13 protein-coding genes are annotated in these 15,056 nt (G+C 59.1%); 1 reads left to right on the plus strand and 12 read right to left on the minus strand.

Translation table 11 applies throughout. The annotated features are described in order from the left end of the window. Window positions 1-127: 127 nt before the first annotated feature. A complete protein-coding gene (locus CFT65_RS16850) occupies window positions 128-574 on the plus strand; it encodes a DciA family protein (RefSeq protein ID WP_088829198.1) in 447 nt (148 codons plus the stop codon). An 11-nt stretch (window positions 575-585) separates the two neighbouring features. Here the strand turns inward: CFT65_RS16850 and lpxC are convergent, their stop codons facing one another. The 12 genes from lpxC to CFT65_RS16915 all read right to left on the minus strand — a co-directional run bounded on the left by lpxC (window position 586) and on the right by CFT65_RS16915 (window position 15,054). Beyond that, window positions 586-1,500 carry a UDP-3-O-acyl-N-acetylglucosamine deacetylase gene (lpxC, locus tag CFT65_RS16855; protein WP_088829199.1) on the minus strand — a complete coding sequence of 305 codons (915 nt, stop codon included), beginning with the start codon at window positions 1,498-1,500 and terminating at the stop codon, window positions 586-588. 211 nt (window positions 1,501-1,711) lie between these two features. Next, window positions 1,712-2,869, minus strand: coding sequence for a cell division protein FtsZ (gene ftsZ / locus CFT65_RS16860; protein ID WP_088829200.1), 1,158 nt, complete (start codon window positions 2,867-2,869; stop codon window positions 1,712-1,714). Between the two features lie 97 nt (window positions 2,870-2,966). Continuing rightward, entirely contained in the window at window positions 2,967-4,202 is a 1,236-nt protein-coding gene (gene ftsA, locus CFT65_RS16870; protein ID WP_008176504.1) for a cell division protein FtsA, read from the minus strand. Window positions 4,203-4,238: 36 nt separating this feature from the next. Continuing rightward, complete coding sequence (locus CFT65_RS16875) at window positions 4,239-5,078, minus strand: cell division protein FtsQ/DivIB (protein ID WP_088829201.1); 840 nt, start codon at window positions 5,076-5,078, stop codon at window positions 4,239-4,241. Next, window positions 5,071-6,042, minus strand: a complete 972-nt coding sequence (locus CFT65_RS16880) for a D-alanine--D-alanine ligase (protein WP_088829202.1) — start codon at window positions 6,040-6,042, stop codon at window positions 5,071-5,073. The genes CFT65_RS16875 and CFT65_RS16880 overlap by 8 nt, the downstream gene beginning before the upstream one ends. Before the next feature lies 1 nt (window position 6,043). Next, a complete protein-coding gene (gene murC, locus CFT65_RS16885; protein ID WP_088829203.1) occupies window positions 6,044-7,489 on the minus strand; it encodes a UDP-N-acetylmuramate--L-alanine ligase in 1,446 nt (481 codons plus the stop codon). After that, window positions 7,482-8,567 (minus strand): undecaprenyldiphospho-muramoylpentapeptide beta-N-acetylglucosaminyltransferase, encoded by a 1,086-nt coding sequence (gene murG, locus CFT65_RS16890; protein ID WP_088829204.1) that lies wholly within the window; start codon window positions 8,565-8,567, stop codon window positions 7,482-7,484. Before murG ends, murC begins: the two co-directional genes overlap by 8 nt. After that, window positions 8,560-9,759 (minus strand): putative lipid II flippase FtsW, encoded by a 1,200-nt coding sequence (gene ftsW / locus CFT65_RS16895; RefSeq protein WP_088829205.1) that lies wholly within the window; start codon window positions 9,757-9,759, stop codon window positions 8,560-8,562. Before ftsW ends, murG begins: the two co-directional genes overlap by 8 nt. Beyond that, window positions 9,759-11,099 carry a UDP-N-acetylmuramoyl-L-alanine--D-glutamate ligase gene (gene murD / locus CFT65_RS16900; RefSeq protein WP_088829206.1) on the minus strand — a complete coding sequence of 447 codons (1,341 nt, stop codon included), beginning with the start codon at window positions 11,097-11,099 and terminating at the stop codon, window positions 9,759-9,761. Before murD ends, ftsW begins: the two co-directional genes overlap by 1 nt. Before the next feature lie 15 nt (window positions 11,100-11,114). Continuing rightward, window positions 11,115-12,200 (minus strand): phospho-N-acetylmuramoyl-pentapeptide-transferase, encoded by a 1,086-nt coding sequence (gene mraY / locus CFT65_RS16905; protein WP_088829207.1) that lies wholly within the window; start codon window positions 12,198-12,200, stop codon window positions 11,115-11,117. Continuing rightward, window positions 12,185-13,573: a UDP-N-acetylmuramoyl-tripeptide--D-alanyl-D-alanine ligase gene (locus tag CFT65_RS16910; protein ID WP_088829208.1), complete on the minus strand. Its 1,389-nt coding sequence runs from the start codon at window positions 13,571-13,573 to the stop codon at window positions 12,185-12,187. Before CFT65_RS16910 ends, mraY begins: the two co-directional genes overlap by 16 nt. Next, complete coding sequence (locus tag CFT65_RS16915) at window positions 13,570-15,054, minus strand: UDP-N-acetylmuramoyl-L-alanyl-D-glutamate--2,6-diaminopimelate ligase (protein ID WP_088829209.1); 1,485 nt, start codon at window positions 15,052-15,054, stop codon at window positions 13,570-13,572. The genes CFT65_RS16910 and CFT65_RS16915 overlap by 4 nt, the downstream gene beginning before the upstream one ends. Between the last annotated feature and the right edge of the window lie 2 nt (window positions 15,055-15,056).

A 15,056-nucleotide genomic window follows, 5' to 3' on the forward strand; every position in this document is an offset into this window, starting at 1 on the left:
AAAATTGCAGCGCCCGGTAGACATAGTCATTTAACACAATGTAAAACGAGTGTAATACAGGCACTACGCATAAACCGTGCCGAAGTGTAACCAATCGTAAACGGAGCCGTCGAGTAAAAACGCCGCCATGAAACGGAAAAGCGAGCAAAAAATGACCTTCGACAAGCTTGGCAAGACCCCAGTGCTCAAGGATCTTGTGGCAAAGGCTGAGCTCCATCGACAGGCGGAAGAAGAGGTTCTGGCCGCCCTTCCGAGTGAGCTGGTCACCGGGACACGCTTTGTCAGTTGCAAGGACGGAGAGCTGGTTCTGACCGCCGAAACCGCCGGCAAAGCCAGTCAGATCCGATTCCGCCAGCACGAGATCATGGAAAAACTGCGAGAGAACGAACTGTTTCGGTTTGTCTGGAAATTGAAGGTCAAGGTTGCCCCGCCCAGATTCCGGGAAAAACCGGTATTCAAAAAGGAGCCTTTGAGTCGAGAAAATGCCCGGCTCCTCAAAGAGGAAGCCGGGCACACGAAGGATAAAGCATTACGCGAGGTTCTCGAAAAACTCGCTAGCCACGTCCGGGATTAAAGCGTCCGGCTTTAACCCGCCGCCAGCACAGGCTTCATGTAGGAAATCGGGGCAGTGGCCTCGTCATCAAAGGTCACCACTTCCCAGGCATCCTCTTCTGCCCTGAGCTTGCGCAACAACTTGTTATTCAGATCGTGGCCGGATTTGATGCCTCGGAACTCGCCAATCAGGCTATTGCCTAACTGATAGAGATCGCCGATGGCATCAAGCAACTTGTGCTTCACGAATTCGTCGTCATAGCGCAGTCCGTCTTCGTTGAGGATTTTGTAATCATCAACGACGATGGCGTTATCCACACTACCACCAAGGGCGAGGTTCATGGCACGCAATTTTTCGATGTCACGCATGAAACCAAAGGTCCGCGCGCGGCTCACTTCCTTGACAAAGGAGGTGCTGGAAAAATCGACGGTTGCTGTCTGGGCGCGGCCTTTGAACACCGGGTGATCAAAGTCGATACCGAAGCTGACCTTGAAGCCTTCAAAAGGCAGCAGGGTCGCTTTCTTGTCGCCTTCCTCGACCGTTACCTCACGCTTGATTCGGATGAAACGCTTGGCCGCATCCTGCTCGGCAATTCCGGCAGACTGCAGAAGAAACACAAATGGACCGGCAGAGCCGTCCATGATGGGCACTTCCGCGGCGCTAAGCTCGACGAAACAGTTGTCAATTCCGAGACCAGCCATGGCCGAGAGCAGATGCTCTACGGTCGCCACACGGACACCGTCTTTTACCAGCGTCGTGGACAGCATGGTCTCACCTACATTTTCCGCACAGGCACGAATCTCAACCATTGGTTCAAGATCGGTACGGCGGAAGATGATACCGGAGTCCACCGGGGCAGGCTTAAGGGTCAGGTAAACCTTCTCACCAGAGTGCAAGCCCACACCGGTGGCCCGGATGGTGTTTTTAAGTGTCCGTTGTCTGATCATCGGTACATAATTCCGTCACAAAAAGGCGATATTCTAGGCAAAAATCTGCCCGGAGAATATCAGAAAATAAGACTGAATACCATTTAACCAATCCGTTGTTGCTGAATGTTCATACAGCACGCAACCCATGGCAATCAGTGCACGTATTCACCAGTTTTGGGCTTCATCTTTCGCTGACGAACCGGAACCGGATCATAATTGCACCAGATTATCAGTCAGCCTGCCGACGGAGGAATGCGGGAATATCGAGATAGTCGACACCCTGTTCCTCACTATCCTTGCTCTGGTCGATAGCCACGTTTCCATGGGAAACGGCCCGGCGACGCAGAACGGCGGGACGGTCCAGCTGGTTGTAATCGGTTGTTCCATCCAGGGTGCGGGTATTGTCCACCACCTTGGTCGGTTTCTCACGATCACCGCCAAGGCCGGTCGCAACAACCGTCACTTTCAGTTCGTCGGTCATCTCCGGATCAATGACGGTACCGACAACAACCGTGGCAGAATCAGAAGCAAACTCGCGCACAATGTCGCCAACTTCAGAGAATTCGCCCAGGTTGAGGTCCATACCAGCGGTGATGTTGACCAGAATGCCTTTGGCACCCTGCAGGTTGATATCTTCCAGCAGCGGGCTGCGGATCGCGGCTTCGGCCGCTTCGCATGCACGGTTTTCGCCGGTAGCGCGGGCGGTTCCCATCATGGCCATACCCATTTCGGACATGACGGTCTTCACGTCGGCAAAGTCGACGTTGATCATACCGTTACGGGTAATCAGGTCGGCGATACCTTGCACTGCGCCCAGAAGCACATCGTTGGCTGCGGCAAATGCGTCCAGCAGGCTGGTTTTCTTGCCCATAACCGCCAGCAGCTTTTCGTTGGGGATGGTGATCAGGGAGTCGACGCTCTCCTCCAACTCTTTCAGCCCGGATTCGGCAACGCTCATGCGCTTGCCGCCCTCGAACATGAAAGGCTTGGTGACCACGGCAACGGTCAGAATACCCAGTTCACGGGCCACTTCCGCCACGATTGGCGCAGCACCGGTACCAGTGCCACCGCCCATGCCGGCAGTGATGAAGACCATATCAGCACCCTTGATGGCTTCGGCGATGCGATCGCGGTCTTCCAGGGCGGACTGACGACCGACTTCCGGATTGGCGCCGGCACCCAACCCCTTGGTGATATTGCCACCGAGCTGAATGATCTGGCGCGCATCCATATCGGTCAGCGCCTGGGCATCTGTGTTGGCGCAGATGAATTCCACACCTTCGATGTCGCTGTTAAGCATATGGCGAACGGCGTTACCGCCACCACCGCCTACACCGACGACTTTAATGACAGCGTTTTGCTGGACATTATCGACGAGTTCAAACATTTCCCCTACTCCTTCGTGCTGTTTTCAGCCCTTGTTCCGGGCTGTTTGTTCGAGATTGTGTTTTCGAGATACCTTCGTGTACTACCACCCGGTTCCGTCAGAAATGACCGGTAAACCAGGCTTTCATGCGCTCAAACAGCGAGGGTGCATCTTCACCCTTGAGCACCGGTGCCCGCCCGAGATCCATCTGGCGGAAACCATGAATCAACAACCCAACGCCAGTGGCGTAGATGGGATTGTTGACCACCTCCGTCATGCCGGAAACCGCCTGCGGACAGGCCAGCCTTACTGGCATGTGGAAGATCTCTTCGGCCAGCTCCACCACGCCTTCCATGGTGGAGGAACCGCCGGTTATCACGATGCCTGCGGGAATGAGGTCCTCGAATCCGGACCGGCGCAACTCTGACTGAACCAGGGTGAACAGCTCCTCGTAGCGCGGCTCGACCACCTCGGCCAGGGCCTGCCGTGAAAGATCCCGAGGGGCGCGATCGCCAACGCTGGGCACCTTGATGGTTTCATCCGCACCGGCCAGCTGGGTCAGTGCGCAGGCATACTTGATCTTGATTTCTTCCGCGTTTTGGGTCGGCGTGCGCAGCGCCATCGCGATGTCGTTGGTCACCTGGTCGCCGGCGATCGGAATCACCGCCGTGTGTCGAATAGCGCCGCCAGTAAACACGGCAATGTCAGTTGTGCCACCACCGATATCCACCACGCAGACCCCAAGTTCCTTTTCGTCTTCGGTGAGGATGGCGTGACTGGATGCCAGCTGCTCCAGGATGATGTCATCCACCTCAAGGCCGCAGCGCTTCACGCATTTCTCGATGTTCTGGGCGGCATTTACCGCGCAGGTCACCAGATGCACCTTTGCTTCCAGGCGCACACCCGACATACCCATTGGCTCCTTGATGCCTTCCTGGCTGTCGATCACGAATTCCTGGGGCAGAATGTGAAGAATCTTCTGGTCTGCAGGAATCGCGACCGCCTGAGCGGCATCGATCACCCGGTCAATGTCGGCCTGGGTGACTTCACGGTCACGGATGGCAACGATCCCGTGGGAGTTCAGGCTCTTGATGTGGCTGCCAGCAATACCCGCATATACTGAGTGAATGCGGCATCCAGCCATCAACTCCGCCTCTTCCACCGCGCGCTGAATTGCCTGGACCGTGGTTTCAATGTTAACCACCACTCCACGCTTGAGGCCCCGGGAAGGATGGGAACCAATGCCCACCACTTCGATGGTGCCGTCCATCTTGCGCTTGCCGACAATCGCAACCACCTTCGAGGTTCCGATATCAAGGCCGACAATCATGTTTTCCGTTTCAACCGATGACATGTGTTCCACCAAACCGTAGGTCTGAATTAACTGTTGCTATGATTTCGGGCTGGAGGCTGTCTCGACAGCTTTCCACTTGACCGCCACACCATTGGTGTACCGGGCATCCACCCGACTGACTTCATCCGACCGTGCTGCCAGCCGGTTTTCATAAACCGTGATAAACCGCTCGAACCGTTGTTCCACCTGATCCCGGCCAAGCACCACTTCGATGCCATTGGCCAGCTGCAGGGTCCAGGCGCCCCGGTGTTCGAGAGCCAGGCCGGAAAATCCCAGGTCGCGGGCGACCAGCCTGTCGCTCATGGTCCGCGCCATGTTGATCACATCCCGTACCCTCTCATCGGGACCGGCCAACCTGGGCAACCGACCCGCGACTTCCGGATTGGACGGCGCGAACAGTTCGCCGGTCCGACTGACCAGGCGCCCGTCGGTCCAGTAAGCCAGGGGCTTCTTCTCCCGGATATCGATCACCAGCCGGTCCGGCCACACCCGACGCACCGCGGCGGACTCAACCCAGGGCCGACGCTCCAGGCTGGCCTTGATTTCCGAAAGATCCGTGGCGAAATAGCTCTTGCCGATCCAGTCGCCAGCGGCGCGCTCAATGGCGACCCGGCTGTCGCCCATAAATTCTCCTTTCACATCCACCGCCAGGATCTGCTGATCCATGGCACCCAGCACCTTGCCAGTGCCCCAGGGCACCAGTGCGGCCAACAGCACAATCACAGCGCCCATGCCCACCTGAAGCCACGGCACAGCCGCCAGCACACCCTTCAACACGCCAAACCGGTCCCGCTCAGGACCGAGGGACGTTGCCCCTCGGCGTCGCGGGGGCTCGGACGGTGTCGCCCGGCTCCGGATCAGCAGCGTTTCAAGCATCGGCGCCCTCCAGGGTGTCCTTCAATATCCGGACCACCAGTTCCTCGAAACTGATGCCTGCCGCCTTCGCCGCCATGGGCACGAGGCTGTGGTCGGTCATCCCGGGCACGGTATTGACTTCCAGCAGCCAGAACTGGCCTTCGCTGTCCTGCATAATGTCGACCCGGCCCCAGGTCCGGCAGCCAACAACCCGGAATGCATCCAGTGCCAGGTGCTGGAGGCGAACTTCGTCCTCGGGTGCCAGGCCACAGGGAATTTGATAACGGGTGTCGTCCGCCAGGTACTTGGCGTCGTAATCGTAAAAAACGTGCTCGGTGCTTGCGCTCAGACCAATGGCCGGAAGGGCCCGATCCTGCAACAGACTGACGGTAAACTCCGGCCCCTCGATCCACTCCTCCACCAGAACCAGGCTATCCAGCGCCGCTGCGGCTTCGTACGCTTCAGCCAATTCAGCCGCCGTGTACACTTTGCGGATGCCAATACTGGAGCCTTCACGGGAAGGCTTCACGCTCAGGGGCGCCCGTAACTCGTCAACAATCTGGTCCGCCTGCTCTGCAACGGACATGGTCCGGAACTTCGGCGTTGGCAAGCCGCAACCTTCGAATACGTACTTCGTTCTGAGCTTGTCCATGGCCAGTGCGGAGGCCAGCATTTCGCTACCGGTATACGGAATCCCGGCCTGCGACAGGATGGCCTGCAACGTACCGTCCTCGCCGCCCCTGCCGTGCAAGGCAATAAAGACACGATCGAATTGCGGGTTATCGACCGTTCTCAGCAGGCAGCCTTTAACGTCCTCGGCATAGGCATCCACGCCGGCCGATACCAGCGCCGCCAGCACTGCCTTGCCACTCTTCAGGGAGACTTCCCGCTCGGCAGAATCGCCGCCCATAAAGACCGCAACCCGCCCGAGCGCCCTCACAAGCTCGGGATCCGCCTGATAGGCCTGCGCTTCGTTATGATGCATATCACTCACCTGCAACCACTCCTGCGGCCGCCAGCCGCGAAGCCACACCACCGATATCGCCTGCCCCCTGCGTTATCAGCAGGTCGCCATCCTGCAGGACATTGGCCAACAGGGCTTCAATTTCCCGGTTATCCTCGACGAAGACCGGTTCCACCCGTCCACGCTGCCGAATGCTGCGACACAGAGCCCTGCCGTCGGCACCTGGAATCGCCGGTTCGCCGGCGGAGTAGACGTCCATCAGCAGCAAGCCGTCCACTTCCGACAGCACCCGAACAAAGTCTTCATAGAGATCACGGGTCCGGGTAAAGCGATGTGGTTGGTACAGCATGACCAGACGACGATCCGGCCAGGCATCGTGTGCCGCGCGGATGACCGCCTCCACTTCCGTGGGGTGATGTCCGTAATCGTCCACCAGTGTGACCGTGCCCTTGGGCGTCTGGTAATCGCCGTAGACCTGAAACCGACGACCGACACCAGCAAACCCAGCCAGACCGCGGCAGATCGCGTCATCGTCAACGCCTTCATCAGTGGCCACGGCAATGGCCGCCAGGGCGTTCAGCACGTTGTGTCGGCCCGGCATTTTCAGCTCGACTGTCAGGTCACTCCGCCCGGCCGGTCGCTTCACCACAAAGTGGGTGCGCAGGCCATCGGAGTTGATGCTTTCGGCACGGTAATCCGCGTCCGGGTTGTCAATCCCGTAGGTAATGATCGCCCGGGAAATCCGGGGAATGATCTCCTTAACGTAACCATCATCCACACACATCACGGCGATGCCATAGAACGGGAGGTTGTGCAAAAAGTCTACGAAGGTCTGCTTCAGTTTCTCGACATCGCCGCCATAGGTATCCATATGGTCTGCTTCGATGTTGGTCACCACCGAGATCACCGGTGTCAGGTGCAGGAAGGAGGCATCGCTCTCATCGGCCTCTGCCACCAGGTAGCGGGAACCGCCCAACTGAGCGTTGGTGCCGGCGCTGTTCAGCTTGCCGCCAATCACAAAAGTCGGATCCAGGCCTGCCTCACCGAGAATGGATGCGATCAGGCTGGTGGTCGTGGTCTTGCCATGGGTTCCGGCCACGGCAATCCCGTGACGGTAGCGCATGATTTCCGCCAGCATTTCTGCCCTGGGTACAATCGGCACCCGCCGACTACGGGCAGCCAAAACTTCGGGGTTTTCCGCCGACACCGCCGAAGACACCACGACAACATCAGCACTCGCGCTGTTCTCTTCCCGATGGCCGATCTGAACTTCAACGCCCATGGCTTTGAGGCGATCGGTCACAGTTCCCTCTTTCAGATCCGATCCGGAAACGTCGTAGCCCTGATTCTTGAGAACCTCGGCGATGCCGCTCATCCCTGCACCACCAATCCCCACAAAGTGGATGTGACGGATCCGGCGCATTTCAGGCACCTGATAGACCAGGGGCGGATTGGTTGCATCAGCCATTGGCGGCCTCCAGACAGTAATTCACGACTCTCTCCGTTGCATCGGGGCGGGCCAGCGTTCGCGCGGCTTTCGCCATATCAGTTACCCGGCTGCGATCCCGGGCCAGATCGCCCAGGGTTTCCGCCAGCACCACCGGGGTCATTTTTGCCTGGGGAATCAGGATGGCCGCCTTGGCCGCCACCATCTGTTGCCCATTCTTCGTCTGATGGTCATCCACGGCGTGTGGAAATGGCACCAGTACTGCACCGATGCCTGCTGCACACAACTCGGAAACCGTCAGCGCGCCAGCCCGGCATAGCACCATATCGGCCCATTGGTAGGCTTCGGCCATATCCTTGATAAACGGCTCCACGCTCGCCTCAACCCCGTGTTGCCCATAAGCCTGCCGGGCCGCATCTGCATGACGCTCACCACATTGGTGACGAACCACCGGGCGATCAGCTTCCGGCAACATGGCCAGGGCTTCGGGCAGTTGCTCGTTGAAAACCTGGGCCCCAAGACTGCCGCCAATCACCAGCAACCTGAGGGCACCTTCGCGCCCGGCCAGCCTCTGCTCGGGCACCGGCAGGGCCGCGAGATCCTCCCGAACCGGATTACCGGTGCAGCGGGTGACCACTTTTGGCCCAAAACTTCCAGGGAACGCTTCCAGCACGGTTTCAGCAAATCTCACCAGAATCCGGTTGGTCATACCGGCTATGGCGTTCTGTTCATGAATCACCAGCGGTGTGCGGCTCAACCACGCAGCCACACCACCGGGCCCGGTGACGAACCCACCCATACCCACGACGCAATCCGGGCGGATCCGGCGCAGGATGGTGAACGCCTCCCCCAACGCCCGCATCAGACGGAACGGCGCCAGCACCAGAGCAAGCTTGCCCTTGCCCCGCAAACCGGAAATATGAATCAGTGACAGAGGAATGTCGGTTTCCCCGATGAGTCTCTGCTCCATGCCTCCACTTGCACCAAGCCAGTAGACCTGGTGACCACGAGCTTCAAGTGCCCGTGCCGTCGCCAGGGCCGGGAAAACATGGCCTCCGGTACCACCGGCCATCAGCAGGAAGCGGCGCTGTTCAGTCATACACTGCTCCTCCCCGCGTCTTTGGACCGGCCTTTTCACGGGCCAGTTTTTCCTGATCAAGGCGTTCCATTTCCACGCGGGCCAGAATGCCAATGCAGATACAGTTAATCATCAGGCTGGATCCGCCGTAGCTTACCAGTGGCAGGGTCAGACCCTTGGTTGGCAGAAGGCCGGTACTGACCGCCATGTTGATCCCTGCCTGCAGGCCGATCAGCAGGGTCAGCCCATAGGCGAAACAGGCGCCGAACGGCATGTCCGCTTTCTCTGCCCGACGAGCAATGACAAACCCGGTCACCACCAGCAGAGTGAACAGGCTGAGCACCAGCAGGGATCCCAGCAGACCGAACTCTTCCGCGATAATGGCGAAGATGAAGTCGGTGTGCGCCTCGGGCAGATAGAACAACTTCTGGATAGAGTTACCCAGGCCTACCCCGCCCCAGTCTCCGCGGCCAAAGGCGATCAGCGATTGAGTCAACTGGTAACCGCTGTCGAACTGGTCTTTCCAGGGGTCCAGGTAGCTGACAACCCGTTTCAGACGGTAGGGCTGGGTAACGATGAGAATGGCGCCGAGAACCACCAGCGTGCCGATTAGCGGCACGAACCGGCTAAGCCGAACGCCGCTAAGGAAGATCATCCCCGCCGCTGCCGTCACCAGCACCACCGTGGCACCAAAGTCCGGCTGAATGACCAGTAGAACCGAGGCCAGACCAAGAACAACCAGCGGCTTGAGGAAGCCGGGCCAGGTATTGAGCAGTTCATCACGGCGACGGACCACGTAACCTGCCAGGTAGGCAATCAGACAGAGCTTCGCCACTTCCGAAACCTGGACGTTAAACAGGCCAAACGGAATCCAGCGGGTGGAGCCGTTTACGGTCCGTCCCAGAGGCGTAAGAACCAGAACCAGCGACACCAGGCCAATACCCAGAAGCAACCATCCGCTGCGCTCCCACCAGGCCACCGGAACGTTGACGGCGACCAGCGCCAGCAGGCAACCAAGACCGGCAAACATCAACTGGCGAATCACATAGTGGTAGCTGTTACCCATGGTTTCAGCGGCCATATCCATGGATGCCGAGGAAATCATGACAACGCCCATCACCAGCAAGGCAACCGAACTGATCACCAGTATGGGCAGAGGCTGAACCTCGCCAAGCCATTGGTTCCGGTTCTGCAGGGAAAGATCTGCGTGCATCACAGGGCCTCCACCAGAGAACGGAACTGGTCACCGCGATCGAGATAATCACGGAACATGTCAAAGCTCGCGCAAGCCGGCGAAAGCAATACACGATCCCCGGGCACCGCCAGATCTGCGGACCGGACGACCGCCTCGGCGAGGCTGTCCATCCGGTGAACCGGAATACCGCTGCCCAGCACATCGGCGATGGCCGGCGCAGCGCGACCGATCAACAGCACAGCCCGGCAATGCAGGGCAATGGGCGCTTCCAGGGCGGTAAAATCAGCACCTTTGCCGTCACCCCCGGCGATCAGCACAACTTTGCCATTGTCCGGTGCAAGGCTTTCAATGGCGGCCACTGTGGCTCCGACATTGGTACCCTTGGAATCATTGATGAAATCTACATCGTTCAGCCGGCGCACAAACTCGCAGCGATGCGGCAGCCCCGGAAATTCCCGGGCGACCGTCAGCATCACGTCCATGGGCAGGCCGGCGGCATGGCCCAGTGCCAGAGCGGCCATCACGTTGCTGATATTATGATGCCCCATCAGCTTCAGTTCACTGGCGAGCAGGAGGTTATCGAACCCGAAGGTAATCCAGGTGCCCTGATCATCGTCCCGGGTACTGAACGTTTCTGGATTCACCCGGTGAAAACCGAAACACAGGAACCTAAGGTTGTCCCTTGCCATGGGGGTGCTCAGGGGATCGTCCAGATTGACAATGGCGTTCTTGCAGCCCCGGAAGATCCGCTGCTTGGCCTGAAAGTAGGCCATTTTATCCGGGTAACGATCCATGTGATCGTCGCTGACGTTCAGTACAGTCGCAGCCAGGGCGTTCAGTTCGTCCGTGGTCTCAAGCTGGAAACTGGACAGCTCGAGCACATACAGGTCTGCACCCTGGCCCAGAAGATCCAGGGCCGGGGTGCCGATGTTGCCGCCGATAGCAACTTTCCGGCCGGCCGCTTTTGCCATCTCACCCACCAGGGTGGTGACGGTGGTTTTTCCATTGGAGCCGGTGATCGCAACGATGGGCGCATCGGCAGCCTCGGCGAACAGATCAATATCGCCGCGGATTCTTACTCCCTGGCGCGCGGCTGCGGCAATGGCAGGCTCCGCAACGCTGATTCCCGGACTGACCACCAGCTCGTTGAAACCGGCAAACAGTTCTGTGTCGAAAGCGCCCAGGTGCAACGGAATATCCGGCCACTCAGCCTTCAATTGATCAAGGCCTGGAGGAGCCTGGCGGCTATCGGCCACAGCTACGTCCCGCCCCTGCTCGGACAGATAGCGCACGCAGGAAAGCCCGGTTTTACCGAGCCCTACGACCAGTGTGCGACGATCCGAAACAATGACACTCATAGTTGCAGCATTTTCCTATCTCAGTTTCAGACTGGCGATGCCAATCAGGACCAGAACGACGGTGATAACCCAGAACCGGACGATCACTCTCGGCTCCGGCCAGCCTTTCAACTCAAAGTGGTGGTGCAGCGGCGCCATGCGAAAGATCCGCCGCCCGGTCAGACGGAACGACGCAACCTGCAGGATCACCGATATGGTCTCCATCACGAACACCCCGCCCATGATGAACAGGACAATTTCCTGGCGAACAATAACCGCAACTACACCCAGGGCGGCCCCGAGGGCCAGAGCGCCCACATCCCCCATGAATACCTGGGCCGGGTAGGTGTTGAACCAGAGGAAACCAAGCCCGGCCCCGACAAGGGCGCCGCAGAAAACGATAAGCTCCCCGGTGCCCGGAAGGTGCGGGATCAGCAGGTAGTTTGCGAACTGGGCGTGCCCGGACAGGTAAGCGAAGATGCCGAGTGCGCCGGCTACCATCACCGTCGGCATGATGGCGAGTCCATCCAGACCGTCAGTAAGGTTGACCGCGTTGCTGCTACCGACAATGACGAAATAGCTGAGCAGAATGAACAATACCGGGCCAAGCGTGAGGGACACCTGCTTTACGAACGGCACATACAGAGAGGTCTCCTGCGGCAACGTCGAGCTGAAGAACAGCACCACCGCCGCCGTGGCACCAATGACCGACTGCCAGAAGTATTTCCAGCGGCCTGGCAGACCTCTTGGGTTGCGCTCCACCACTTTTCGATAGTCATCAACCCAGCCGATCGCGCCGAAAAGCAGCGTCACCAGAAGGGTAACCCAGACGTAGCGGTTGCCAAGATCCGCCCAGAGCAGCGTACTGATGCCGATGGCCACCAGGATCAGTGCACCACCCATGGTCGGCGTGCCGGCCTTGCTGAGATGGGTCTGGGGACCGTCATCCCTTACCGCCTGGCCAATCTGGTACTGGCTGAGCTTGCGGATCATCACCGGGCCAATGATCAGCGAAATCAGCAGCGCGGTGAGTGTGCCCAGGATTCCACGCAGGGTCAGGTACTGAAACACCGTCAGTGCAGAGAAATACTGTGATAAGACCTCTGTCAGCCAGAGCAGCATGAGTTATTCACCTTTTCTTTAATTCCCTCCACCACACGCTCCATGGCGGAACTGCGAGAACCCTTGACCAACACTGTCAACGGTGTGTTTTTATCTCCAACAGCCGATTCAACGGCCTGCTCATGGCTCAGCCCAAGTTCCGTGGACTCTCCAAACCCGTCGGCATAACCTTCACAGCCCGGCCCCACGGTGATCAGTCGATCGATACCGAGCTCCCGGGCGCACGCTCCAACTTCGTGGTGCAACGAACTGGCTTCTGTGCCAAGCTCTGCCATGGCACCGAGTACCGCAACCTTCTGACCATCGCGCCCTGCCAGAACTCCAAGCGCAGCTTTCATGGACGAAGGGTTAGCGTTGTAACTGTCGTCAATCAATGTCAGTTCCGGCGAAAGCTTCAGGACCTGAAGCCGCCCTTTCACCGGTGCAACACTGGCCAGCCCGTCAACAATCGCCTGATCACTGGCACCCAGCTCGCGGGTAGCAGCAATGGCAAGCAGCATGTTGGTGATGTTGTGATCGCCCTCCAGTCCCAGGTTGACCCGGCACTGCCAGCCGTCCGGGCCGCTCACCTGAATGGTTCGGCTTCCGCCGTCCTGACTCTCGATGACCGCGTGATAATCCGCCTCGGCACCGAGACGGCTGACCCCGGCGACGCGGCGCGCTCCGGCACGCTTTTGCCACTGCCCGAAAGCCGGGTCGTCACGGTTGAGCACCATCAGCCCGTCTGCCGCCACGCCATCAATGATTTCGCCTTTGGCAAGGACAATATTCTCGTAGCTGCCAAATCCTTCCAGATGAGCCTCCCCCGCATTGGTGAGGATGGCGACGCAGGGCTTCGCCAGGGCAACGGTATGGGCAATCTCTCCCAGCCCGCTGGCACCCAGTTCGATCACGCCATACTGGTGTTCCGGCGAAAGCCCAAACAGCGTAAGCGGAACTCCGATGTGATTGTTCAGGTTGCCTTTTGTCGAAAGCGTCGCGCCCATCTGCGAGAGAATGGCAGCGCACATCTCCTTGACCGTGGTCTTGCCGCTGCTACCAGTGATCGCAAGAATGCCGGCTTTGCTTTCTTCACGGTTGGCCGACGCGAGCCGGGCCAGAGCCTCCAGAGTGTCGCCTACCACCAGTTGGGGCAGGTCAACACTGCTGTCAGGCGCATCGACCACCAGGCCAACTGCGCCCTTATCCAGCGCCTGTTGCAGGAAACGGTGGCCATCAAAATTTTCGCCTCGCAGCGCCAGGAACAGCTGCCCCTGCTCCAGGGTACGGGTATCGGTGGATACCCCGCTGAAGCTCACTGACGCAAGATCGCCCGAAGTGCACTCGGCACCCAGCCAACTCTTGGCTTCCGCCAACGAAAAGGCGCGCATCATGCCACACCCCCATTGAGTTTCAAGATGTGGCGAACCTGCTCTGCATCGCTGAACGGGTATTTCTGGCCGGCGATTTCCTGGTAAGCCTCGTGCCCTTTTCCTGCGATCAGAACGAGGTCGTTCGGAGTGGCCGAACGGATCGCCGACCGGATGGCTTCAGCCCGGTCGTGGATAACAGACACCTGCGCCGTATCCGAAAATCCGGCAAGAATATCCTGCGCAATGGCCCGGGGATCCTCACCACGAGGGTTGTCATCGGTAACCACCACACGGTCTGCAAGCTTCTCGGCTTCCCGGGCCATTTCCGGACGTTTACCGGCATCGCGGTCACCGCCGCAGCCAAATACACAAATCAGTTCACCGGCCACATGCGGGCGCAGAGCTGCCAGCGCATTTGCCAGGGCATCCGGGGTATGGGCGTAATCGACCACCACTCTGACACCATTGGCACCACCGAATCTTTCGAGCCTGCCAGGGGGCGGCGTGAGTCGGCCGGCGGCCCGCTGTGCACGCTCGACCGGAACACCGAGTGTGAGGACCGTTGCCATCGCGGCCAACACATTGCTCGCGTTGAAACTGCCCATCAAGGGAACCGTGACGACGAACCGGCCCCATTCGCCATCCACTTCAGCCTCAAAGCCCTCGTCGGTTGGGCGGAACTCCCGCAACCAGAGCTCGGTCTGGGCTTCGTGGAGGCTGTAGCGCACGCGATCACATTTGCCCTCCAGCTGCTCGAACAACTGTCGACCGAAAGGATCGTCAAAGTTGATAACCGAAAAGTGCAGCTCTTCGCGCTGGAACAGCCGGGCCTTCGCGGCGCCATAGGCTTCCATGGAGCCGTGATAGTCCAGATGGTCACGGGTCAGATTGGTAAACACGGCCCCGGTCATGGAGAGGTTATCCACGCGCCCCTGATCGAGGGCGTGGGAAGACACCTCCATTACCGCAGCGCGACCTTCCTGTTTCACGATCCGGGACAGAACCCGATTTACCTGCACTGCATCCGGCGTTGTGTGGGTCGCCGGCTGAAGGGCACCGAGCATGCCGTAACCCAGGGTCCCAAGGATGCCACAGGGGGTCCCCGTTTCCTTGAGTAGCTGGGCGACGTACTGGCAGACCGACGTTTTGCCATTGGTCCCGGTCACACCGATCAGGCGAAGCCGTTGCGACGGATGCTCGAAGAAGCGGTCGGCGATCCGGCCCACCAGACTGCGCAGGTCGGCAACAGGCACAATCAGGGCGCCGTGTCGCTCTGTGCACTCACCGGCCTGTTCGGCTTCCAGCAGAATAACGGTCGCACCCGCCTCAATGGCCTTGTCGACATAAAAATCAGCCGGCGTTCGGGTACCCGCGAGGGCGATAAAGGCGTCGCCGGAGGCCACCTCCCGGCTGTCGGTTTTCAGCCCGTGAATGGTCACGTCAAACACCGACGGAACCGCCACGATACCCTGTAATAATGTGCTAAGAGATGTGATGCACATAG

The organism is Marinobacter sp. es.048 (assembly GCF_900188435.1).
GTDB lineage: Bacteria > Pseudomonadota > Gammaproteobacteria > Pseudomonadales > Oleiphilaceae > Marinobacter.